A 19627-nucleotide genomic window follows, 5' to 3' on the forward strand; every position below is an offset into this window, starting at 1 on the left:
ACGGCTCAGCAACACACGGGTCCCCGCCCCGGCCCGGACGAGAGTGGATCGCGACGCCACCCCCCAGGAAGCAGGAGAAGCCATGGGACCCCTCGTCCGACGCGATCTCGGTCTGCTCGCGCTGCGTATCGGCACCGGCGCGGTACTGGCCGCGCACGGCACCCAGAAGCTCTTCGGCTGGTTCGGGGGCCCCGGTCTCGAGGGGACGGCGAAGGGCATGGAGGCCATGGGATTCCGTCCCGGCAGGCCGAGTGCCGTCCTTTCCGGGCTCTGTGAGACGGGCGGTGGCGCGCTGCTCGCCCTCGGTCTCGCCACCCCGGCCGCCGGTGCCGCAGTTGCGGGGAACATGGCAGGGGCTGTCTCCGTCCATGCGCCGGCGGGATTCTTCAACCAGGACGGCGGCTTCGAGTACCCGGCCTTCCTGGGTTTCACGGCCGCGGCCATCGCCGTCGCCGGCCCCGGACGCTACTCGCTCGACCACGCCGCCTCCCACCGCTTGAACCAGCCGTGGATGGTCGCTACGGCCCTCACGGCGAGCGTCCTCGCCGCGGCCGCCGTCATCGGCAGGCGGGCCAAGGGGAAGGCGGAGGACGACGCGCAGCAGTAGCTGTGCGCTGAGTCCGGTCCGCGTCCCCGGCATGGAGGATGATGAGAACGGCCAGGACAGCCGACGGGATGTGCCATGTGCGCCACCGAGAGCGATCACGACTACCCCTTCGACGCCGCCCACACGGCTGCATCACTGCTGGACGGCGCGGGAACGGTCGTGGCCTGGACGGCGGCCGCCGAGACGCTCCTGCAGCGGCCCGGCAGCGAAGTGTGCGGCCGTCCGGTCCGTGACCTCCTCGCGGAGCCGAGCACCTGGGCAGCGGTCCTCGCACAGCGCACGGGGCCGCCGGAGGAGGTCTGGGACGGCACAGCAGCCCTGCGGCGCGGATCCGGCGACTCTCTCGAGGTCACCTTCCACGTGATCCCGCTGCACGCATCCGCCGGGAAGAGCCGGGCGCGGTTTCTCCTGCTCGGTGCCCCCACCGAGCAGGACAGCAAGTGGCGGCAGGATCTTGCCTTCACCCAGGAGCTGTTCCTCCAGGGACGCATCGGTCTGGCCGTCTTCGACGAGCACCTGCGGCTGCTGCGGACCAACACCCAGCTCCTGCCCTACACCGGGGTCCCCGACGACCTGAGCGGCCGGCGCCTGGCGGACTTTCTCCGGGCGGAGGACGCCGGGATCATCGACGAGAGGCTTCAGGAGGTGCTGACCAGCGGCGAACCGCTGGTGGGCTTCAACGCCACGGTTCGCACACTCGACGACCCCGGAGCGGGCCGAGTCATGACGCTCTCGGCCTTCCGGCTGCAGGGGCCCAGCGGGCAGCTCATGGGGGTCGCCGCGGTCTTCAACGATGTCACCGACCACGAAAGGGCCCGGGCCCGGCTCGATCTGCTGCACCGGGCCACCGCCGTACTGAGCGGCTCCCTGTCCCTCACCCGCGGGAGCGAGGATCTGGCCGCCGTACTCGCGCCGGCGCTGGGGGACTGCGTGGCGGTGGATCTCGCGGAGGAGGTGTTCAGCGGCAGCGAACCGGCCGCAGTCCGGTCCCGCCCGCTCGTGCTGCGCCGTACAGCCGTGGCCGGGCATGCGGCCGAAGGGCTGCGGACCGGCGTGATCCACTCCACCCAGAACGCCCCCCTCCGGGCGCGGGAGGGCAGGGGAACCCTGGTCACGGGAAATGATGCACCGTCCGCGGGAGGACAGCCGCCACGCTGGAGCGAGGGCGTCCCGACCGCCCACTCGGCGATGATCGTGCCGATGACCGCCCGGGGCACCCTGCTCGGCCAGGTCACGGTGTGGCGCACCGGGAAGCGTCCCCCGCTGGACCGACACCACCTGAGCCTTCTCGAGGAGATCGCCACCCGCGCCGCCCTGGCCGTCGACAACGGCCGCCGCTACACACGCGAGCGCCTCACCGCAGTGGCCCTGCAGCGCAGCCTCCTGCCACCGGCGACGACCGACACACCGGCCGTGGAGGCCGCCAGCGTGTATCTGCCCACCGACGCGGCGAGTGGCGTCGGCGGCGACTGGTTCGACGTCTTTCCGCTGTCCTCCGCCCGGGTCGCTCTGGTCGTCGGCGACGTCGCGGGCCACGGACTGCATGCCACCGCCATGATGGGCCGCCTGCGCAGCGCCGTACGCGCGCTGGCCGATCTGGAGCTGGAGCCCGCCGAACTCCTCGTCCATCTCGACGACCTGATCCTCCAGCTCACCGCCGAGGCCGAGGGGGTCGTCTTCGACGAAGGCCCGGCCCAGATCGCCGAGCACATCGGGCCGGTGGCCGCCACCTGCCTGTATGCCGTGTACGACCCGGTGACCCGGCTGTGCGTCATGGCGAGCGCCGGGCATCCGCCGCCCGCGGTCGTGGTCCCGAACGGCACGGTGCGCTATGTCGAACTCAGCCCCGGGCCGCCGCTCGGCGTGGGCGGCTGGCCCTTCGAGATGTCCGAGGCGGAGCTCCCGCCCGGAAGCGTGATGGCCCTGTACACGGATGGGCTGATCGAACGTGACGAGGGCGACATCGACGAGGGCATGCGGGGACTGGCCGACCGTCTGGTGCGTGCCGACGTTCTCGGCCGGCCGCTGCGGGACGCCCGGCACGATGTCGTCGCCGACCTGCCGCCAGGACGCCTCGCGGACGACGTCACACTGCTGCTCGCCCGCACCCGGCTCATCTCGGAGGACTCCATCGTGACCTGGCAGCTCGACGCCGACCCCGCCGTCGTCAGTGATGCCCGCCACCTGGTCACCCGGCAGCTGTCCGAGTGGGACCTGGACGAGCTCGCCTTCACCACCGAACTGATCGCCAGTGAACTGGTCACCAACGCGATCCGCTACGCCGGCGGGCCCGTCCGGCTGCGCCTGATCCGTGCGGGCGCGCTGACGTGCGAAGTGTCCGACCCCAGCAACTCGCAGCCCAGAATGCGCCGCGCCAGGTCCTCGGAAGAGGGAGGACGAGGCCTGTATCTGGTGGCCCAGCTTTCCCACCGATGGGGCAGCCGCTACACGCGGGAGGGCAAGACCGTCTGGTCCGAGCAGCCCCTGCCGCTGCAATGAGAGCTCGCCCGGGCACAGGCCTCACTCATGGCCGTTCCCGAGAACGACGGACCGGGTGAGGTTGCGCGGCCGGTCGGGATCGTGGCCCTGGGCCTCGGCGCGTGCGACCGCGAGACGCTGGGCCCGGACGAGGTCCGCCAGCGGGTCCAGATCGCCGTCGACGGAACGGGACCCGGCGACCAGGGTGCCGCCCACGCGGTCGACATCGTCCGCCAGGCCCTCCGGCACAGAGCCGAACACCCATGCCACGCGGCCCGGGGCCGTGATGCTGATCGGTCCGTGGCGGTACTCCATCGCCGGGTACGCCTCGGTCCACGCCCCGGCGGCCTCGCGCATCTTCAGACCTGCTTCGAGCGCGAGTCCGTACGTCCAGCCGGTACCCAGGAACGTGAACTGTTCGGCCCCGCACACACGGGCGTCCAGGGGTGCCGAGACCGCTGATTCCGCGTCCTTTGCCGCCCGCTCGACCGTGCGGATCCCTGACGGCAGCGCGCCCTCCGCCTCCAGGTGCGCGCGCAGGAGCGCGAGGGTGGTGGTGGCGAACCGGGTCTGCACCACCGACTCCTCGTCGGCGAAGTCGAGTACGGCCACGGAGTCGGCCGCCCGCATGACCGGCGTCGCCGGGTCCGCGGTGATCGCGCTGGTCGGCGCCGTTCCCTTCACCAGCCGGAGCAGGTCCAGGACTTCGGTCGTCGTGCCGGATCGGGAGATCGCCAGGATGCGGTCGTACGTGCGGGAGTGCGGGAACTCCGAAGCGGCGAAGGCGTCCGTCTCGCCGTGGCCGCCGCTCTCGCGCAGTGTCGCGTACGACTGCGCCATGAACCATGACGTGCCGCAGCCGATCACGGCGACCCGTTCGCCCCGGCGGGGCAGCGCGGCCGCGTGCCGGGCGACCGATGCCGCCGCCTGCCGCCATGTGGTGGGCTGGGAGTCGATCTCGGCCGACGTGCGGGAGGAAGCCGTGGTGGACATGGGACGGGACTCCTTCGGAGAGTGCTTCACCGAACAGGCACAGGGCCATCGCGGCGACTCAGCCGCACCCCATGCATGTACCTGATCAGTCTCCCGATATTTCGAGCAGTTACAAGCATCAACCATGTGCGAAGATTCTGAGTGCAGGAACAGGCGGTGAAAGGGAGCCGACGGATGTCCAAGCATGAGCGGTGGAGTGCCCTGCTGGAGCTGCTTGCCGCCGAAGGCAGACTGGACGTCGAAGAGGCGGCGACGGCACTGGAGGTCTCGCCCGCCACCATCCGCCGGGATCTCGACGAACTGGCCGAGCAGCAGATGCTCGTACGGACCCGGGGCGGAGCGATCGCCCACGGCGTCTCCTACGAACTGCCGTTGCGCTACAAGTCCGCCCGGCACGCGTCCGAGAAGCAGCGGATCGCCGCAGCCGCCGCCGAACTCATCGGTTCCGGAGAGGTCGTGGGCCTCAACGGGGGCACGACCACGACAGAGGTGGCGCGGGCAGTGGCGCTGCGGGTCGGCGGCAGTCGGCGGGATGCTCCCGACCATCTCGCCGCCCCGGCCCTCACGGTCGTCACCAACGCCCTCAACATCGCGGGTGAGCTCGCGGTCCGTCCGCAGATCAAGATCGTGGTCACCGGGGGAGTGGCCCGCCCGCAGTCCTACGAGCTGGTCGGCCCCCTGACCGTCGGCGTGCTCAACGAAGTCGTCCTGGACGTCGCCGTCCTCGGTGTCGACGGGATGGACCCGCACCTGGGGGTGATGACCCATCACGAGGACGAGGCGAGCATCAGCCGGCTGTTCGCCCAGCGCGCCCAACGGGTGATCGTGGTCACCGACTCGTCCAAGATGGGCAGGCGGGCGTTCGCCAGGATCTGCGGACTGGACAGCATCGATGTCGTCGTCACCGACTCGGGCATCCCCGCCGCCATGACCGCCCGACTCGCCGATGCCGGAATCAAGGTGGTCGCCGTCTGAGGTGCCCCGCGGGATCCGCGGAGCACCCCTCGGCCGAGGGTGTCGCAGCCCGCGTCAGGGAGCGATCGCCATGTCGAACACATGGATGTTGCCGTTGGCCGGCAGGACCACCAGCTCGACGGTCTTCGACGCGTCGATCGCGATCGAGTTGGCGAAGATGTTGTAGTCGATCCCGGCATTCCCGTAGCCGTCCGGCCGGTTGCGGCCGTTGGTCGACTTCACCAGCGTGGCACCGTGGGCGGTCACCGAGTGGAACGACCAGTTGGGGAATCCGAACGAGCCCGAGGTGGTCGTACCGTCGGTGTAGTGCACCGTGGCGCTGCCGACGGCCCCGCTGGTCACGCCCGAACCGAGGAACACCAGCTTGCTGCCCCTGCCCGTCAGTGTGATCGCCTGGCCTGCGCTCGACACGTTGTCCTTGCTGCCGGCCGGCACGTCCGGCCAGGTCAGCTCGGCGCCGAGGGCGCTCACAGCGGCCTTGCGGGTCAGCCCCACGTCGGCGAGCTTCTGCGCGGAGAAGCTGTTGCCTTCCCCGTCGTAGTCGCCGGGCTTCGTGTTGCTCTCGTCCGTGACGGCCACGCTGTTGTACGCCGCGGCCAGGTTCGGCAGCGGGGTGCCCGTGCGCTCGGACCTCGTGCCGGTCGCCGATCCGAGCCCGTCCCCGCCCTGGTACTCAGCCGTCGCCGTGAAGGTCCGTACCGTGAAACCGGCCCGCCTCTCGGGTACTTGGATCCGGAAGGCGGCATCCGCGGACGCACCCGTCGCGAGCGATCCCGGCACACTGCGGACGGACGGCTGGACCGCCCATCCGGTCGGTCCCTGCAGGGACACCTTGAGCGAGCGCAGGCGGTGCGGGGCGGCATTCCTGACGGTCACCTTCACCGACGAAATGGCCGGGCCGTCGAGGTCGACGGAAGAGATCGTCACCTCCGTCCGTGCCGAGGGGCCGGCGGGCTCCGGTTCGGCCGCGACCGCGGGCCCGGACACCAGCATCATCGCCCCGGCCGCAGCCATGGCTCTGAGAGAGTTGATCAAGCGGGCTGATCTCACTGTCTGCTCCTTCAACGAGGTCGGCCGAACGGGCAGGCTCAGGCGACGGGGGGCATCTCGGACACACGGGAGTCGAGGCCGAGCCGCAGATTCACCCAGGCGCCGCGGGTGAAGTCGGGGACGTCGACGGGCCGCCCGTCCGCGGCCAGGGACGTGACGCTCAGGGGGATCGGCGAGCACCAGGCCGCCGAGTCGTACACGTCGATGTCGGGCACCAGTCCGGCCCGCATCAGCTGGACGGTGCGCCACTGGAGCACGTAGTCCATGCCGCCGTGACCGCCGTTGTTCGCGGCGTCGTCGCCGATCTTCTTCCACAGCCAGTGGTCGAACTCCTTGCGGAAGGTGTCGAAGTCACGCCAGGAGTGGCCGCTGTGGTCCGGTTCGACGTAGACCCGTCCGCCGGTCGACGACGTGCCGGCGTAGTCCTCGAAGATCCCCCGGCTGCCGGCGAGCGAGTTGATCCGGCTGTAGGGGCGGGGCGAACTGACGTCGTGCTCGGCCCGGATGACCCTGCCCTTCGCGGTGTCGATCAGGCAGGTGACCAGGTCGCCGTTGATGTACGTCTCCTTCCACGAGGGGTGCGACCGGGGCACGAACCGCTCGCGGTAGTCGGCCAGTCCCTTGGGAGCGGTGGCGGTGGCGCGCAGTGTGGTCATCCGGTCGCCGCGGTTGATGTCCATGGCCGCAGCGACCGGAGCGAGGCCGTGCATGGGATAGAACGACGCGGTGCTGCGCGTGTGCCAGCGCCGGCGCCATGCGTCGGTGTAGTACGTGTCGGAGAACAGCAGTTGGCGCAGGTCGTGCAGGTAGCCGCCGTGGCCGTTGGTGATGTCGCCGAACATCCCCTCGTGCGCCATCTTGAGCATCGCCAGCTCGTTGCGGCCGTAACTGCAGTTCTCCGACAGCATCAGATGCCGACGGGTGCGCTCCGAGGTGTCGACGAGATCCCAGAGCTCGTGCAGTTCGGTCGCGATGGGCAGTTCGACGAGGACGTGCTTGCCGGCCAGCAGCGCGGCCTTGCCCTGCTCGTGGTGGAACTCCCACGGCGTGGCGATGTACACCAGGTCGATGTCGTCGCGCCGCAGCAGTTGCTCGTACGAGTCGGCGGTGCCGCCGAACTCGGCGGGACGCGGCTTTCCCTGGGCGACCAGCTGGTCGGCGGTGCGCCTGGCGCGGTCCGCGCGGATGTCGCAGACAGCTGTCACCGTGCAGCCGGGGACGACGGACCACCCGGTGGTCATCCCCGAGCCCCGGTTGCCGAGCCCGATGACACCGACGCGGACCGTGCGGTACGTCTCGAAGGACACATTGATCATGGATTTCTGGCCTGGCCGGCGACCGGGTGCGGGCAGGGCGGCAGCCGTACGAGCGGATCCGACTCCGGTTGCGAGCGCTCCGGAGGCCAGCGCTCCCCCCAGCAGCAGGCGACGTGAGATTCCAGACAGTTGAGTCATGACGCGTGGCACTCCTCCGTGTTCGGCATCGCTGGTGAGCGCTGAAGACTCTGGCGGTGCTGCTCGGGCCATGTCAATAGACGCTCAAAAGAACGAGGTTACGAGCAGAAATGAGCAATCCATGCCCGTGGCTGTTGGTGATGCGCGGCCGGTCCGGCGCGAGGAGGCGTCACAACCGGCAACCGGGGATGATGGGAAGGACCCAACGGGATGTCGGCCGAGAGGCGGTCCGATGCGACGACGCCACCACTTCCACATCGATCATCTCGGCCACTCGGTGAGTGCCACGGTCCAGACCGGCCGGACGTCCGTGGTGGAGGTGCTCATCGACGGCAAGGAGACCGGGCACGTCACGACGAGCCGCGACCGGACGGTCGCCGTCGCGGTGGAGCTGCCGACGGATCCGCCCACACCCGTGTCGGTCCGCGCGACGCCAGGACCGGGCGTGCCGCGCTGTGTGTGCGAATTCCATGGCGGCGAGCAGCACGTCATGTCGCCGCGCCCGTACTGACCGGCGTCGGCGGTGCCGGGCCCGGCCGCCTTGGGGAGCGCCGGAGAACGGGACGGCCCCGGTAGGCGGAGACTCTGCTCACCGGGACCGCTCGTCGTTCACCGGATTGCGCGCCCGCTTCCTGCTGAGCGCGTCGGAGCTGCTACCGGTTCGCGGGCGGCAGGAGCGCCATCTCCCGAGCGTTCTTGATCGCCGCGGCTATCTGCCGCTGCTGCTGGGCGGTGACGCGGGTGACGCGGCGGCTGCGGATCTTGCCGCGGTCGGAGATGAACCTCCGCAGCACATCGGTGTCCTTGTAGTCGATGTGCGTGATCCCGGCCGTGTCCAGGGGGTTGGGGCGGGGCTTCTGCGGCTTGCGGGGGTCGTGGCGGCGGGCCATGGGGTCCTTCTTCCGTGCTGATGTCGGACGGGGATGTGGTGCCGGGGTCAGGAGACGGGATCGAGGAGGGAGTCGAACGCGGCCGGCAACTGCTTCCACGCCTCGGGGCCGGCGGCGTACTCGTCGTCGGTGAGCAGACACGACTCGAGAAGCTCGGCCAGGCCGTCGCGGTCGAGCCCGGGGGAGGTGAAGACCAGGTGCTGGCAGCAGTCACCGTGCTCCGGGTGCCAGTCCGTCGCAGCGGCCGCACGGCGCATCGGGGGCACCATGTCCCAGGCGGCGTCCGGCAGGGAAGCCAGCCACGGGCCGGCGTTCTCCACGCTCAGCGCGCCGCCTGCGGCGTCCCAGCCGAGCAGGGTGTCCGGGCGGTCGGCGAGCCAGAACCGGCCGCGGCTGCGAGCGGCCGCGCAGCAGAGGTCTTCCAGTGCCTTGTAGAGGCGTTCGGGGTGGAAGGGACGGCGGCGGTGCCAGACGAGAGTGGCGACTCCCGCTTCGTCCGCCTCCTGGGGCAGCAGGGCGCAGGCCGGGTGCTGGGCGGCGGCCGCGGTCTCCACATCGAAGCCGGCGAAGGCCAGTTGGGCGAGTTCACCGGATCCGGCAGGCACCTGACGTGCGGTCGGGTGGAGCTGGGCAAGGAGTGCGCGGTCCTCGTCGTCGGCGTCCTCGCTGTCGACGAGAGCGAGCACGGGCGCGTACTCCAGCTGACGGGCCCAGGTGTCGCCGACCGTGCGCCGGTCGGTGGCCGCAGCGGCGAGCCCGACCTCGGCCAGATCGTCGCCGTTGGCGAGGTAGGGCAGTACGAGCGCGGGATCGACGGCGGTCATGACACCGGTGAGTTCGAGGGCACCGCCGCCGTGCGCGACGACGACCTCGGCCATCGCCCTGGGCTCGACCGAGTCCCACAGCTCGACGATCGCCAGCCGGGTCGGTCCGTCGACGGCCAGACGCTCCAGCTCGGGGACCAGGTCCTCGCGGAGCGCGCAGCAGGCGCAGTCGTTGACGAGCGGGGCGTCGCCGTATGCCAGTTCGCCCGAGGCGTCGCGCACCAGGCGCCGGACGGTGCCTTCGGCCGCTGTGGCCAGGTCGTGGTGGAGAGCCACGCTGCCGGGGACGGTGCGCAGCAGGCGGTCCACGACCTCCTTGCGGGCGTCGGAGTGGAGCCCGCCCACGATCACGACGGGCAATTGGCGCTGTTCCTTCATCAGTTGGACCCGCGGCTGCCGTAGCGGCGCTCGAATCGCTCGACGCGGCCGGCGGTGTCCAGGACGCGGGCGGTGCCCGTGAAGAAGGGGTGGCTCACGTTCGAGATCTCGACGTCGACGACGGGGTAGGTGTTGCCGTCCTCCCACTCGATCGTCTTGTCGGTGGTGGCGGTCGAGCGGGTGAGGAAGGCGGAGCCGGCGGCCTTGTCGCGGAAGACGACGGGGCCGTACGGGGGATGGATTCCAGGCTTCATGGCGTGGTCCTTCGGGGCGGGAGGTGGTGAGGTCAGCGGTCTTCGCGGAAGTCGACGTGCCGGCGGGCGAGCGGGTCGTACTTGCGCAGGACCATGCGATCGGGATCGTTCCGCCGGTTCTTGCGGGTGACGTACGTGTAGCCGGTCCCGGCGGTGGAGCGGAGCTTGATGACCGGGCGTACTTCGTTGCGAGCCATGGGCGGTACTATATGGCAATGATTTCCATTACCAAAAACCCTCGTCCGAGGAGAGGCAGGTAACACCTTGTCCGCCCACTGCCAACTGACCGGAGCCCAGCCGGGCTTCGGCAACACCATCTCCCACTCGCACCGGCGCACTTCGCGCCGCTTCGACCCCAACATCCAGCGCAAGCGGTACTGGCTGCCGAGCGAGGGCAGGTATGTGCGCCTGACGCTCAGCGCCAAGGCGATCAAGACGATCGACAGCATCGGTGTCGAGGCCGCGGTGGCCCGCATCCGCGCCCGGGGGGTGAAGGTCTGATGGCCAAACAGAGCAAGATCGCCAAGAACGAGAAGCGCAAGGTGACTGTCGAGCGGTACGCCGCCCGGCGGGCCGAGTTGAAGGCGCTCATCAGCCGTCCGGGCACCCCGGAGACGGAGCGGGCTGCCGCTCTGGCCGAACTTCGGCGCCAGCCGCGCGACGCAAGTGCGACCCGGGTGCGCAACCGGGACAGCGTGGACGGCCGGCCGCGCGGGCACCTGCGTCGGTTCGGGCTGTCCCGCATCCGTATGCGCGAGCAGGCCCATGCCGGATTCCTCCCGGGAGTCACCAAGTCGTCCTGGTGACCGTGCCGCCCTCGCGGCGGACCGGCTGATGCGGCCGTGACTCGGCGGAGTCGCGGCCGGCAGCCGGTCCGCCGGGGGCCGCGGCACCTCTGTGCACGCCTTGATTCCGCCGGACGCCCCAAGTCGGCCCGCCGTACAGGCGCTTGCGTGTGTGACCTGGTCGTCAGCGCACCCGGCGGTCCTCCAGCGGGCCGCCTGAAGAACTTCGTCCGTCGTACGGGGCGGACAGGACCATGAAGGGACGTCCCGCACGACGGGACCCCGCTCCCGCGCAGCCTGCGCGTCCGCACGCGTGACAACTGGCCGCGGTTCAGTACGTCTCCCCGGATGCGAGCGCAGCCTTCGACGGAGACCGCCGGGCCTTGGCACGGACGCACCGCTTCGGCGATCACGCGCCGATCAGTCGGGGGGCGGCAGCAGCGTGCCCAGCGGGCCGAGGTCGAGGTTGAGGTCCTCCATGGTCAGCCCGTACTGGCCGCACAGCTCGTTCATCCGGTCGTGCAGCACCAGAAGCGTCGCCCCCAGGCGTTCTTCCTGCTCCTCGGTGAGATCACCCTGATCGACCCGGTGCAGCGCCTGACGCTCCATCAACTGGCGCAGCAACTCGACCAGGGTGAGGACCAGCCGTACCAGATCCCGTTCGACGCTGTCGGGGTCGCTGCGGATCCGGTGGGCAGGGGCGGCCGTGCCACCACCGGGCGCGGGCAGGTCCCTGGGAGCGGCAGGCAGCAGCCGGAAGGCACGGGCGGCGGCGTCCGACACCTCTTCGAGGCGGCGCCCCGTGTCACCGGAGCGGCGGCCCGTGCCCGCGGCCTCCTCCTCACGCGCCATGGTCGTCCTGCGGCTGCGACGTACGGATGGAGACGATCAGAGCACGCAGTGACACGCGGACCAGGTCGATGTCGGCGATGGACAGCACCACATCCCCGGTGATGACGACACCACCGCTGAGCAGACGGTCCAGCAGATCGATGAGGGCGACCTGGCGGTTTGCCAGAGGCTCCTGCGACGACGGGTGGGCCATGGTCATGACGGCCCGCCTTCCTCCGCGTCGCCGGGCGTGACGGGGGGCATGGCGAAGGAGTACGGCGCCCAGGGGCCGGTGACCTCGACCCGTACGCCCTGGAGTCCTTCGGCGGCCCGGGCCACCTCGTGCCGGAATTCCTCCGCGCGCTCACGGGGCACGAGGTAGGCGTCGTTGACCACGTTCTCGGCTGTCGCGTCGGCCAGTTCGCCCTGCTGCACCCGGTGGCGGGCCCGGTCGGCGGCGTAGGCGCGCCCTGTTTCCTCGACCCGTTCCGCGGCCTTCTGCGCCGCCCGGTAGACATCGTCGCGCACGCTCTTCTGAGCCTTGCGGGCACGCAGATACGCCCGCCCCGGAGTGAGTCCGGGAGCCGACGCGGCGGCAGGCGGGGCGGGAGTGGCGGGCCCGGCGGACGCCTCGACGTAGATCTTGACGCCCCATTCGATGTGCGCGGCGAGGTGGTCAAGACGTTCCGCGAACGAGTCCCAGCCGGTGTCCAGGACGGTCCGGGCCCGGTCGTCGTCGAGGTACACGGTCGCGAGGCGCAGAGGGAGAATCGTGGTTCGGTCGGCGAGTGCCTCGATCACGCTGTGGTGGGCCCGGGCGACAGCCTCGAGCCACTCGATGTCTTCGAGATGACGTTTGAGTGCGTCCTCCTGGAAGTCCTCCGAGGGCACCGCGCTCACCACGAGCACCATGTCGTCACCTTGTGTGCCCGTCACGAGCCGGACGGGTGCGTCGGCGACTCCGGTGAGTGAGGCCGCGGCGGCCTGGAGGTCCTGCGTGGTGCGGGCCACCGCGTAGACGTAGGTGACACGCTCAGTCATCGTCGGTCTTCCCTTCGCGACGAGGGGCGCGTGACTTGGCTGCGCGCGGCTTCCTCTCGCGTTCGGGGACTTCCTCGGGACGGCTGTCGGGAGTTCCTTCGGGCAGCGCCCCGCTCCTGCGCATCGCATCGATCTCCGCGCGCAGTCGCCGGTTCTCATCGGCGAGCGAAGTCTCGTCCCTGGCCCGGGACGACAGCGAGGGGTCGTGCTCCCACCAGTCGATGCCCATCTCCTTCGCCTTGTCGACGGACGCGACGAGCAGACGGAGTTTGATGGTGAGCAGCTCGATGTCGAGCAGATTGATCTGGATGTCGCCGGCGATCACGATGCCCTTGTCGAGCACGCGCTCGAGGATGTCGGCGAGGTTCGCCGACGAGCCCTGCGCGTACTGAGGTGCCGCTCTGGACGGGTAGGAGCCAAGCCTGTTGGCCACGGGTTCACTCACGGCCCGTGCCTCGCTGTTCCTGCCATGCCCTGATCTCCTCGAGCCGGTCGAGCAGTTCGTCCTCTCGCCGGTCGAAGGTCTCCTCGTCGATCTCCCCCGCCAGCAGTTCCGCTTCGAGGGCCGCAAGCGCCTGTTGCACAGGTGCCGGGTCGTAATACTCGTCCTCTGCCGCTTCCAGGACGCGCTCCACCACCCATCCGACACCGCGCACGGGTGCCAGCGGCAAGGTGACGATCTGAGTGAACAAACCCATCGGATGTCCTTCAGACGAAGCTGTACGGGGGAAGAGGTCCGTTCAGCCGGAACTGGAACTCGTCGCCCATCTGGTTGGCCAGGCTCAACTCCGTGGCGAGGAAGAGCTCTTCCTGATCGTCCGGCACCAGGAAGGACACGCTGAGGAAGTCGCTTCCGGTCGGCTGGGAGGAGTCCTCCTCCCGGGAGAACGGCCGCAGTGCCTCGACCACCCCTGCGGCCAGTGCCTCCTGGCGGGCCTGCACCTCCTGGGCGACCAACTCACCCAGGGCAAGCGGTGCGTCCGGCCCGGCGGTGCCGCGGCGGATCTCGTCATTGAGCTGCCTGGCCTCACTCGACGCCTCGAGGATCTGGCGCAGAAGTGCCTCCTCGTCCTGCATCACCTTCAGGTGGTACTCCGCGCACCCCTTCAGCGCCCGCAGCCTGTCCGCGTACTCGGCGCCACGCTCTTCGAGCGCGGCGCGGACGGCGTCGTCGTCCGGTGCCGTGAGGCCGAATCTGAGGGGCAGAACCGTGCCGTCCTTCATCAGGCGGTCCTGGACCTGCTGGTGGGCGTTGAGATCGCGGCGTTTGGGACGCAGGTCGTCCGGCGCGTCACTGACCACTGCACACAGTGCACCGGCCGTGACGGTACGAAGTTCGGAGGGCGGTTCGCCGACGCCGGTGACGTCGTCGAGACGGAGCGGGTGCGACTCCTCGGCGATCGAGTAGACGTATACGGCCATGGCTCACTCCTCCTCGCGTTCCCTCGCGCGCCGGGAGGAGGTCCGCCGGGTCGGCCTCCGTCGCCTCTCCACCGGTTCCTTCTCCCTGCTCTCCTCGTCCTCCTCGTCCTCTCCCTCGTCCTCCCGGCCGCCGCCCTTCAGGGAGTCCGTCACGGCTTCCACAGCGCCGCTCAGGGCGCCCTTGGACTTTCCACGCGCGCCGCTTTCGATCGTGTCCCCGACGATGTCCGTCAGCTGCGCCGGCTGCTTGCTCCCGGACTCGAGATCGAGGCGATTGCACGCTTCGGCGAAGCGCAGGTACGTGTCGACGCTGGCCACGACGATGCGGGCATCGATCTTCAGAATCTCGATCCCGACCAGTGAGACGCGGATGAAGACGTCGATGACGAGCCCGCGATCAAGAATCAGTTCCAGAACGTCGTAGAGGGTGCCAGTGCTGCCGCCTCTGGCAACGCTGCTCCCACCTTGCGGCACCACGGTCATGGTGCCTCCCTTCACCGGTCCCTCTCAGGACCGCCGGTCGATCTGTCCGCGGGTGTAGCGACGTATGCGTTCGTACGCCACAAGGTCGCCCTCCTTGTCCAGTGTCACGCGGTAGCTGGCCATCACGCTGGTGGTGTCGGGGATGCGCTCCAGCTCCAGGACCTCCACGTCGGCCTCCCATCCGTCGTCCGTCGGCTTGAGGGCCGAAACCGACTCCGGAGCCCGTCCCAGCAGCGCCGAGAGCTGCTCAGCCGCGGATCGCATGGCGGCCGCGGCCTTGCCCTTGGACCGCCGCTTGGCGGGTTCTTCTGGGGCCATCTTGTTCTCCGGTGGGCGGAGCGGGCGCGTCATTCCATACACAAAACTACAATTGCATCATATCGGGACATATGCCGCGGCGGCGTGGGCAGCTTGTCCCTTGCGGGGTCGGGATCACCTTCGTTCTTTCAATCGCCCTTGCCGGAGGGATCAGTTCATGAACGACACCACCAAGATCGCTCTCGCGGCTGCTGTCGCGGGCGGATACGTGCTGGGACGGACAAAGAAGGGGAAGCTGGCCTTCGCCATCGCGACCTATGTCGCAGGACGCCGATTCGGGCTCGACCCGCAGCAACTGGCCGCGGAGGGCCTGCGAAAGCTCAAGGACGTCCCGCAAGTTGCCGAGTTGAACGAGCAGATACGGGGCGAGCTGATGGACGCGGGACGCAGGGCTCTTGCGGCCACGGCTGATCGCCGTCTCGCCGATCTGGCCGACTCGCTCCACGATCGCACGCTCCGCCTCGGTGAGAAACGCGAGGAGGAAGAGCCCGAGGAGGAGGAAGAGGAAGAGCCGGAGGAGGAGGAAGAGGAGGAGCCCGAGGAGGAAGAGGAGCCTGAGGAGGAAGAGCCCGAGGAGGAGGAAGAGGCGCCGAAGGCGGAAGAGGAGGAGCCCGAGGAGGAAGAGGAGGAAGAGCCTGAGGAGGAGGAAGAGGCGCCGAAGGCGGAAGAGGAGCCTGAGGAAGAGGAAGAAGAGGAAGAAGAGGAAGAAGAGGAAGAAGAGGAGGAGGAACCTCCGCGTCGCCGACGGCCGGCCGCCAGGAAGACCGCAAGGCCCGCTCCGCGGAAGACCGCGGCCAAGAAGTCCGCGAAGAAGCCTGCGAAGAAGGCTGCGCCCCCGGCCAGGAAGAGCGCGGCGAAGAGGGCTCCGGCGAAGAAGGCGGCAGCGAAGAAGGCTCCGGCGAAGAAGGCGGCAGCGAAGAAGGCTCCGGCGAAGAAGGCGGCAGCGAAGAAGGCTCCGGCCAAGAAGACCGCCGGCAGGCGGACCGTCGCCAGGAAGAGCACGGCGAAGAAGGCTCCCGCCAAGAAGACGGCTGCCAAGAAGACGACGGCGAGCAGGACGCCCGCGCGGAAGTCGTCCGCGAAGAAGACGTCCGCCAAGAAGACGTCCGCACGGCGGAGGTAGTCATGGCCAAGACAGATCGTGACTCCGGCAATGGCGAGGCCTCGGGCCTGGAAATGCTGCGCGACGAGTTCGTCGACTACCTCGGCGCCCAGGTCGAACACCTCGCGGACAAAGCGGGCGACCGACTGGGCGATCTCACGGACCAGTTGCTCGACGCCGCGGACGGCGGTGGACCGCTGCCCGGCGGTGGGATCCTTAAGAAGATCATCGGCGGGAAGGCCAAGGGCATCAAGGACAGCGTGCTGGGCAAGGCGAAGGACGCCCTCGGCGGTGGTGGCGGGGGCCGCAAATCCGGCGGCGGCAAGTCGATGAACATCGTCGAAGTCATAGACGTCGGCGTCCCGCGCCGTACCGCCTACGACCACTGGACCCAGTACGAGGAGTTCAGCACCTTCACCAAGGGTGTCCGCAGTGTGTCCAAGAACGACGAGACCACCAGCGACTGGAAGCTCAAGGTCGGACCCTCGACACGAGGCTGGAAGGCCACGGTCCAGGAACAGGTGCCGGACGAGCGCATCATCTGGACGTCCGAGGGGGCGAAAGGCACCACGCGCGGTTGTGTCAGCTTCCATGAGGTGACGCCCGATCTCACACGCATCGTGCTCGTCGTCGAGTACTACCCCTCCGGATTCTTCGAGAAGACCGGCAATCTCTGGCGCGCTCAAGGACGGCGCCTGCGGCTGGACTTCAAGCACTTCCAGCGGCACGTCTCGTTCGCCGACGAGGAAGTCGAGGGATGGCGCGGCGAAATCCGTGACGGTGAAGTGGTCCGCAGTCACGAGGAGGCACTTGAGGAAGAAGAAGCCGAATACGACGAGGAAGCCGAGGACGAAGAGCCCCCGGACGAGGAAGCGCGGGACGAGGAGGAGGGCGACGAGGAAGGCGACGAGGAGGAGTACGAAGACGAGTACGAGGACGAGTACGAAGACGCGAAATGACGCGGCTGTTCACGAGGGGTCTCGCTGCGGCAAAACCGCTTCATGGCAGCGGAACGCCGCCCCGGTCCGGTCGAGGCTGGTCCAGTTGCCGCACGTCATCGGACGGGGGTGGCGCGCGACGGGATCCCGGTGCTCATGCCGGTCCTCGACGGTGCCCCCTTGTCACGTCAGGTTCCCGTCCCCGGGGCGGCGTTCGTCCCGCGGTGGTACTCGGCGCGGGAGGGAAATGTCGAGCGGTACGCGCAGGCTCGTGCGCCCCTCGCGCCACATGGACGTCAGCCGGTGCCCGAACCGGTCGTCGAGCATGGCCGTCGCTGCCAGGCCGAAGGCCATGTCCGATGCGAGCGAGGGCTCTTCCGCGAGCAGTCCGCCGATGACGTCCCGGCGCACCACCTGTTCGTGCACGGCGTCGGCCGTGACGTGCTCGGCGTAGAAGTGTTCCGCTGCGGGCCCTGCGCCGGTCCGGCGCATCGCCCCGGCCAGTCGTCGCGACGCGGGCGAGGACGTCGTCTCCACCGCTGCGAAGTGCCCGACCAGGGCGCCTCGTAGCGCCCGGTGGAGGCCGAACAGCGACATCATGTTGACCGTGGCCAGCATCTCCGGTCCGGCAGCGTCCAGATACCGCCCGTAGGTCGTGTCCAGGCCGAGGTCGTGCATGAGATCGGCGAAGAGCTGCGCATGGATGCGCTCGGGGTGCCCGGCGCCGAACTCGTCGAACTCGACGGCAGCGAACGCGGCCTTGGCCCTGCCTCGCAGCCGGGGGATGACCCAGGCGTGCGGGTCGGCCTCCTTGAGGTGGTACAGGGAGCGCTGAGCCGCGTACTCCCGCAGCTGCCACAGCGTGCCCTCGTCGGCGAGGAAGTGGGTGATGCCTGTTCCGTCGACGGGTTCGACGACCATGTGGTCGAGGGCGGCCTCCAGATCCGGATGTCCCGCTGTTCCCTCGCGCAGCCCTGCCAGGAAGCGGCGCTCCATCGCGCCGCGCAGACGCAGAAGTTCCGGATCCCACTCCCATGCCGCGTCGACGCCGGCAAAGCCTTGGTAGTGCAGTTCGTAGCAGATGTAGAGGACCAGTTGGAGATCCTCCGAGAACGGCGCCGCGCGCGAGGCGGCCGCGGGGTCCGGCAGGTGCGTGCCGACCGTGCCGCGCAGGGCGGCCAGCAGGTCACTCGACACCTCACCTCGTGCCTGCGGAAGGACGGCGCCTGCTGCCGTGGCCGTGGTGGTCGTAGCCCGAGGGGCGGGCGTGGGAAGGTTCATGCCCTGCTCCTGCGGCGGTGGCTGGTGTCGCACCACGGGTAGGTGCGGCTGCGCCGGCACGTGCAGATGGCCACGACGAAGCGGTCAGACCTCACGGTGGTGCCGTCGTCGAGGGTGAGCTCCACGGGACCGTCGACGAGCATCGGTCCGTCATCGGTCAGGACCATGCGTCGGGGCGGACACTCACCGGGTACGTTCGGCACGGATGATCACCAGCTCTTCCATCGACTCGCCGGGGGAGATGAGGCCGCGCGTCTCGAGCCAGTCGGCGCGGGAGCGCAGCACCGGTCCGAACGGCACCTGCCGCCGCCGGACGATCGCGGCGTCGAGGCCCCGGCGCCGCAGCTGCGTGAGCGTCCGCGCCGTTCCGCACAGCGCGGACTGCACGATCAGCAGCGCGCCGCCCGGCCGCAGCATGTGCGGCGCCTGTGCGCAGATCGGGTCAAGCACGGCACGCCCGTCGGGCCCCGCGTCCCAGGCCTGGGCGCGTCCCCGGTCCGGCGGACGGCGATCAGGCGCGGGGACGTAGGGCGGATTGCTCACAATCAGATCGAATCGACGGTCCTTCACCGGCGTGAACAGATCGCCCCGCAACACCTGCACCGGGAGACCGTCGAGGCCGGAGTTGGCCCTGGCTGTCGCCACGGCCTCCGGTGAACTGTCGACGGCACTCACCCGCGCGCCACGACGCGCGGCGGCCAGGGCGAGCACGCCGGTACCGGTGCACAGATCGAGGACGTCCCTTCCGGTGCAGGGCGCTGCCTCCTCAAGCGCCTCGGCGAGAAGATGCGTGTCGGCCTGCGGGATGTAGACCTCGCCGGCCGGTCCGACCTGCCAGGGTGCTCGTGGGGCCTGCGACGTGTACGTCATGGTGCCGATTTCCTCAGCTCGGAAGCCGGGCCCACTCACGCGGGCCGTGATCGGCGGGTGCCCGTTCTGATCCGGTCCATGCCGGTATGCGGATATGCGTCATCGATCGCGTCCGTGCACACACTCAGGGCGTGAACAGCATCTTCACCGCGCCGTCCTGCTTCTTCTGGACCATCTCGTACGCCTCCGGCGCCTGCTCCAGCGGCAGCCGGTGCGTGGTGAAGCCCTCCACCCCCAACGGGTCGCCGTCGCTCACCAGTGGCAGGAGATCGTCCACCCATCGGCGTACGTCGGCCTGCCCCATCCGCAGCTGAATCTGCTTGTCGAACATGGTGAGCATCGGGTCGGCCATGCCTTCGTACGCACCCGACAGGGAGACGGTCCCGCCCCGTCGAACCGGCTCGATGGCCAGATGCAGCGCGGACACGGGGTCGGGCTCGTACCAGTGCCTCCGCAACCACCCGCCGGACGCCACGAGTCCTGGGCGCCGCGTCGGGACTCCGTTCGCTGCCGGGACGGGCGATGGTCGTGTGATCCCGTCGAGGAGTGCCCGGTGCCGTACCGGATTCGGTCCCGATGCCTTCACGGCGTGCGGGCCGTTCGCGCGCCCAGCGGCTCCCGGGCAACCCGGTCGTTCACCCACGGCGACCACT

General features: G+C 69.6%; 26 protein-coding genes and 1 pseudogene. 8 read left to right on the forward strand and 19 right to left on the reverse strand.

Annotation, left to right across the window (positions count from 1 at the left end):
- Positions 1-82 precede the first annotated feature (82 nt).
- Both ABZ208_RS02050 and ABZ208_RS02055 read left to right on the forward strand, forming a co-directional pair.
- On the forward strand, positions 83-607 hold the full coding sequence (locus ABZ208_RS02050) for a DoxX family protein (RefSeq protein ID WP_356907626.1): 525 nt from the start codon (positions 83-85) through the stop codon (positions 605-607).
- A gap of 75 nt (positions 608-682) precedes the next feature.
- Entirely contained in the window at positions 683-3106 is a 2424-nt protein-coding gene (locus ABZ208_RS02055) for a SpoIIE family protein phosphatase (protein WP_356907627.1), read from the forward strand.
- 21 nt (positions 3107-3127) lie between these two features.
- Here ABZ208_RS02055 and ABZ208_RS02060 read toward each other — a convergent pair whose 3' ends face one another.
- Positions 3128-4078, reverse strand: a complete 951-nt coding sequence (locus ABZ208_RS02060; RefSeq protein WP_356907628.1) for an SIS domain-containing protein — start codon at positions 4076-4078, stop codon at positions 3128-3130.
- A 174-nt stretch (positions 4079-4252) separates the two neighbouring features.
- Between ABZ208_RS02060 and ABZ208_RS02065 the strand changes: the two genes are divergently transcribed.
- Positions 4253-5053, forward strand: a complete 801-nt coding sequence (locus ABZ208_RS02065; RefSeq protein WP_356907629.1) for a DeoR/GlpR family DNA-binding transcription regulator — start codon at positions 4253-4255, stop codon at positions 5051-5053.
- Positions 5054-5107: 54 nt separating this feature from the next.
- Here the strand turns inward: ABZ208_RS02065 and ABZ208_RS02070 are convergent, their stop codons facing one another.
- Both ABZ208_RS02070 and ABZ208_RS02075 read right to left on the reverse strand, forming a co-directional pair.
- Positions 5108-6103, reverse strand: a complete 996-nt coding sequence (locus ABZ208_RS02070) for an NEW3 domain-containing protein (RefSeq protein WP_356907630.1) — start codon at positions 6101-6103, stop codon at positions 5108-5110.
- Positions 6104-6141: 38 nt separating this feature from the next.
- Positions 6142-7557, reverse strand: a complete 1416-nt coding sequence (locus tag ABZ208_RS02075) for a Gfo/Idh/MocA family oxidoreductase (RefSeq protein ID WP_356907631.1) — start codon at positions 7555-7557, stop codon at positions 6142-6144.
- Between the two features lie 232 nt (positions 7558-7789).
- Between ABZ208_RS02075 and ABZ208_RS02080 the strand changes: the two genes are divergently transcribed.
- Complete coding sequence (locus tag ABZ208_RS02080; RefSeq protein WP_356907632.1) at positions 7790-8068, forward strand: hypothetical protein; 279 nt, start codon at positions 7790-7792, stop codon at positions 8066-8068.
- A 142-nt stretch (positions 8069-8210) separates the two neighbouring features.
- Here the strand turns inward: ABZ208_RS02080 and rpsR are convergent, their stop codons facing one another.
- From rpsR to rpmG, 4 genes are read right to left on the reverse strand one after another with little or no spacing between them, the layout of a single operon-like run.
- The gene (gene rpsR, locus ABZ208_RS02085) at positions 8211-8447 is read right to left on the reverse strand and encodes a 30S ribosomal protein S18 (RefSeq protein ID WP_356907633.1); all 237 of its coding nucleotides are present in this window, start codon (positions 8445-8447) and stop codon (positions 8211-8213) included.
- 47 nt (positions 8448-8494) lie between these two features.
- Positions 8495-9649 (reverse strand): GTP-binding protein, encoded by a 1155-nt coding sequence (locus ABZ208_RS02090; protein WP_356907634.1) that lies wholly within the window; start codon positions 9647-9649, stop codon positions 8495-8497.
- Positions 9649-9903 carry a type B 50S ribosomal protein L31 gene (locus tag ABZ208_RS02095; RefSeq protein WP_356907635.1) on the reverse strand — a complete coding sequence of 85 codons (255 nt, stop codon included), beginning with the start codon at positions 9901-9903 and terminating at the stop codon, positions 9649-9651. The genes ABZ208_RS02090 and ABZ208_RS02095 overlap by 1 nt, the downstream gene beginning before the upstream one ends.
- 32 nt (positions 9904-9935) lie before the next feature.
- Positions 9936-10100, reverse strand: coding sequence for a 50S ribosomal protein L33 (gene rpmG / locus ABZ208_RS02100; RefSeq protein ID WP_356907636.1), 165 nt, complete (start codon positions 10098-10100; stop codon positions 9936-9938).
- A gap of 67 nt (positions 10101-10167) precedes the next feature.
- Between rpmG and rpmB the strand changes: the two genes are divergently transcribed.
- The gene (gene rpmB / locus ABZ208_RS02105; protein WP_356907637.1) at positions 10168-10404 is read left to right on the forward strand and encodes a 50S ribosomal protein L28; all 237 of its coding nucleotides are present in this window, start codon (positions 10168-10170) and stop codon (positions 10402-10404) included.
- Positions 10404-10709 carry a 30S ribosomal protein S14 gene (rpsN, locus tag ABZ208_RS02110; protein WP_356907638.1) on the forward strand — a complete coding sequence of 102 codons (306 nt, stop codon included), beginning with the start codon at positions 10404-10406 and terminating at the stop codon, positions 10707-10709. The genes rpmB and rpsN overlap by 1 nt, the downstream gene beginning before the upstream one ends.
- Before the next feature lie 399 nt (positions 10710-11108).
- Here the strand turns inward: rpsN and ABZ208_RS02115 are convergent, their stop codons facing one another.
- From ABZ208_RS02115 to ABZ208_RS02150, 8 genes are read right to left on the reverse strand one after another with little or no spacing between them, the layout of a single operon-like run.
- Complete coding sequence (locus tag ABZ208_RS02115; protein ID WP_356907639.1) at positions 11109-11540, reverse strand: gas vesicle protein K; 432 nt, start codon at positions 11538-11540, stop codon at positions 11109-11111.
- Complete coding sequence (locus ABZ208_RS02120; RefSeq protein ID WP_356907640.1) at positions 11530-11739, reverse strand: gas vesicle protein; 210 nt, start codon at positions 11737-11739, stop codon at positions 11530-11532. Before ABZ208_RS02120 ends, ABZ208_RS02115 begins: the two co-directional genes overlap by 11 nt.
- Complete coding sequence (locus tag ABZ208_RS02125; RefSeq protein ID WP_356907641.1) at positions 11736-12560, reverse strand: GvpL/GvpF family gas vesicle protein; 825 nt, start codon at positions 12558-12560, stop codon at positions 11736-11738. Before ABZ208_RS02125 ends, ABZ208_RS02120 begins: the two co-directional genes overlap by 4 nt.
- Positions 12553-13005 carry a gas vesicle protein gene (locus ABZ208_RS02130; RefSeq protein ID WP_356907642.1) on the reverse strand — a complete coding sequence of 151 codons (453 nt, stop codon included), beginning with the start codon at positions 13003-13005 and terminating at the stop codon, positions 12553-12555. The genes ABZ208_RS02125 and ABZ208_RS02130 overlap by 8 nt, the downstream gene beginning before the upstream one ends.
- Complete coding sequence (locus ABZ208_RS02135) at positions 12998-13258, reverse strand: gas vesicle protein GvpG (RefSeq protein WP_356907643.1); 261 nt, start codon at positions 13256-13258, stop codon at positions 12998-13000. Before ABZ208_RS02135 ends, ABZ208_RS02130 begins: the two co-directional genes overlap by 8 nt.
- A 10-nt stretch (positions 13259-13268) precedes the next feature.
- Complete coding sequence (locus ABZ208_RS02140) at positions 13269-13982, reverse strand: GvpL/GvpF family gas vesicle protein (protein WP_356907644.1); 714 nt, start codon at positions 13980-13982, stop codon at positions 13269-13271.
- Positions 13983-13985: 3 nt separating this feature from the next.
- Positions 13986-14465, reverse strand: a complete 480-nt coding sequence (locus ABZ208_RS02145; RefSeq protein ID WP_356907645.1) for a gas vesicle structural protein GvpA — start codon at positions 14463-14465, stop codon at positions 13986-13988.
- 24 nt (positions 14466-14489) lie between these two features.
- Entirely contained in the window at positions 14490-14783 is a 294-nt protein-coding gene (locus ABZ208_RS02150; protein WP_328405373.1) for a gas vesicle protein, read from the reverse strand.
- A gap of 157 nt (positions 14784-14940) precedes the next feature.
- On the opposite strand from ABZ208_RS02150, the gene ABZ208_RS02155 reads away from it, so the two are divergent.
- Together ABZ208_RS02155 and ABZ208_RS02160 are read left to right on the forward strand one after the other, a co-directional pair.
- Positions 14941-15906 (forward strand): histone H1-like repetitive region-containing protein, encoded by a 966-nt coding sequence (locus ABZ208_RS02155; protein ID WP_356907646.1) that lies wholly within the window; start codon positions 14941-14943, stop codon positions 15904-15906.
- A 2-nt stretch (positions 15907-15908) separates the two neighbouring features.
- Positions 15909-16844: an SRPBCC family protein gene (locus ABZ208_RS02160; protein ID WP_356907647.1), complete on the forward strand. Its 936-nt coding sequence runs from the start codon at positions 15909-15911 to the stop codon at positions 16842-16844.
- A 162-nt stretch (positions 16845-17006) separates the two neighbouring features.
- Here ABZ208_RS02160 and ABZ208_RS02165 read toward each other — a convergent pair whose 3' ends face one another.
- From ABZ208_RS02165 to ABZ208_RS02180, 4 genes and pseudogenes are all read right to left on the reverse strand, one after another.
- Positions 17007-18104, reverse strand: coding sequence for an iron-containing redox enzyme family protein (locus ABZ208_RS02165; RefSeq protein WP_356907648.1), 1098 nt, complete (start codon positions 18102-18104; stop codon positions 17007-17009).
- Positions 18101-18271 carry a CDGSH iron-sulfur domain-containing protein gene (locus ABZ208_RS02170; RefSeq protein WP_356907649.1) on the reverse strand — a complete coding sequence of 57 codons (171 nt, stop codon included), beginning with the start codon at positions 18269-18271 and terminating at the stop codon, positions 18101-18103. Before ABZ208_RS02170 ends, ABZ208_RS02165 begins: the two co-directional genes overlap by 4 nt.
- A 16-nt stretch (positions 18272-18287) precedes the next feature.
- Entirely contained in the window at positions 18288-18974 is a 687-nt protein-coding gene (locus tag ABZ208_RS02175; RefSeq protein WP_356907650.1) for a HemK2/MTQ2 family protein methyltransferase, read from the reverse strand.
- Between the two features lie 124 nt (positions 18975-19098).
- Positions 19099-19407, reverse strand: a pseudogene (locus tag ABZ208_RS02180) (glutathione-dependent formaldehyde dehydrogenase); the annotation flags it as partial.
- Between the last annotated feature and the right edge of the window lie 220 nt (positions 19408-19627).

Origin of the sequence: Streptomyces sp. NPDC006208 (assembly GCF_040613775.1) — a bacterium.
Classification (GTDB): Bacteria; Actinomycetota; Actinomycetes; order Streptomycetales; family Streptomycetaceae; genus Streptomyces.

Excerpts from the sequence above, each read along its gene's own strand:
- ABZ208_RS02060 (WP_356907628.1), bottom strand. The coding sequence starts at position 4,078 with ATGTCCACCACGGCTTCCTCCCGCACGTCGGCCGAGATCGACTCCCAG.
- ABZ208_RS02125 (WP_356907641.1), bottom strand. The coding sequence starts at position 12,560 with ATGACTGAGCGTGTCACCTACGTCTACGCGGTGGCCCGCACCACGCAG.
- ABZ208_RS02065 (WP_356907629.1), top strand. The coding sequence starts at position 4,253 with ATGTCCAAGCATGAGCGGTGGAGTGCCCTGCTGGAGCTGCTTGCCGCC.
- ABZ208_RS02140 (WP_356907644.1), bottom strand. The coding sequence starts at position 13,982 with ATGGCCGTATACGTCTACTCGATCGCCGAGGAGTCGCACCCGCTCCGT.
- ABZ208_RS02165 (WP_356907648.1), bottom strand. The coding sequence starts at position 18,104 with ATGAACCTTCCCACGCCCGCCCCTCGGGCTACGACCACCACGGCCACG.
- ABZ208_RS02175 (WP_356907650.1), bottom strand. The coding sequence starts at position 18,974 with ATGACGTACACGTCGCAGGCCCCACGAGCACCCTGGCAGGTCGGACCG.
- ABZ208_RS02095 (WP_356907635.1), bottom strand. The coding sequence starts at position 9,903 with ATGAAGCCTGGAATCCATCCCCCGTACGGCCCCGTCGTCTTCCGCGAC.
- ABZ208_RS02145 (WP_356907645.1), bottom strand. The coding sequence starts at position 14,465 with ATGACCGTGGTGCCGCAAGGTGGGAGCAGCGTTGCCAGAGGCGGCAGC.
- ABZ208_RS02055 (WP_356907627.1), top strand. The coding sequence starts at position 683 with ATGTGCGCCACCGAGAGCGATCACGACTACCCCTTCGACGCCGCCCAC.
- ABZ208_RS02170 (WP_356907649.1), bottom strand. The coding sequence starts at position 18,271 with ATGGTCCTGACCGATGACGGACCGATGCTCGTCGACGGTCCCGTGGAG.
- ABZ208_RS02090 (WP_356907634.1), bottom strand. The coding sequence starts at position 9,649 with ATGAAGGAACAGCGCCAATTGCCCGTCGTGATCGTGGGCGGGCTCCAC.
- rpsR (WP_356907633.1), bottom strand. The coding sequence starts at position 8,447 with ATGGCCCGCCGCCACGACCCCCGCAAGCCGCAGAAGCCCCGCCCCAAC.
- ABZ208_RS02155 (WP_356907646.1), top strand. The coding sequence starts at position 14,941 with ATGAACGACACCACCAAGATCGCTCTCGCGGCTGCTGTCGCGGGCGGA.
- ABZ208_RS02080 (WP_356907632.1), top strand. The coding sequence starts at position 7,790 with ATGCGACGACGCCACCACTTCCACATCGATCATCTCGGCCACTCGGTG.
- ABZ208_RS02160 (WP_356907647.1), top strand. The coding sequence starts at position 15,909 with ATGGCCAAGACAGATCGTGACTCCGGCAATGGCGAGGCCTCGGGCCTG.
- ABZ208_RS02115 (WP_356907639.1), bottom strand. The coding sequence starts at position 11,540 with ATGGCGCGTGAGGAGGAGGCCGCGGGCACGGGCCGCCGCTCCGGTGAC.
- ABZ208_RS02150 (WP_328405373.1), bottom strand. The coding sequence starts at position 14,783 with ATGGCCCCAGAAGAACCCGCCAAGCGGCGGTCCAAGGGCAAGGCCGCG.
- ABZ208_RS02135 (WP_356907643.1), bottom strand. The coding sequence starts at position 13,258 with ATGGGTTTGTTCACTCAGATCGTCACCTTGCCGCTGGCACCCGTGCGC.
- ABZ208_RS02120 (WP_356907640.1), bottom strand. The coding sequence starts at position 11,739 with ATGACCATGGCCCACCCGTCGTCGCAGGAGCCTCTGGCAAACCGCCAG.
- rpsN (WP_356907638.1), top strand. The coding sequence starts at position 10,404 with ATGGCCAAACAGAGCAAGATCGCCAAGAACGAGAAGCGCAAGGTGACT.
- ABZ208_RS02075 (WP_356907631.1), bottom strand. The coding sequence starts at position 7,557 with ATGACTCAACTGTCTGGAATCTCACGTCGCCTGCTGCTGGGGGGAGCG.
- ABZ208_RS02050 (WP_356907626.1), top strand. The coding sequence starts at position 83 with ATGGGACCCCTCGTCCGACGCGATCTCGGTCTGCTCGCGCTGCGTATC.
- rpmG (WP_356907636.1), bottom strand. The coding sequence starts at position 10,100 with ATGGCTCGCAACGAAGTACGCCCGGTCATCAAGCTCCGCTCCACCGCC.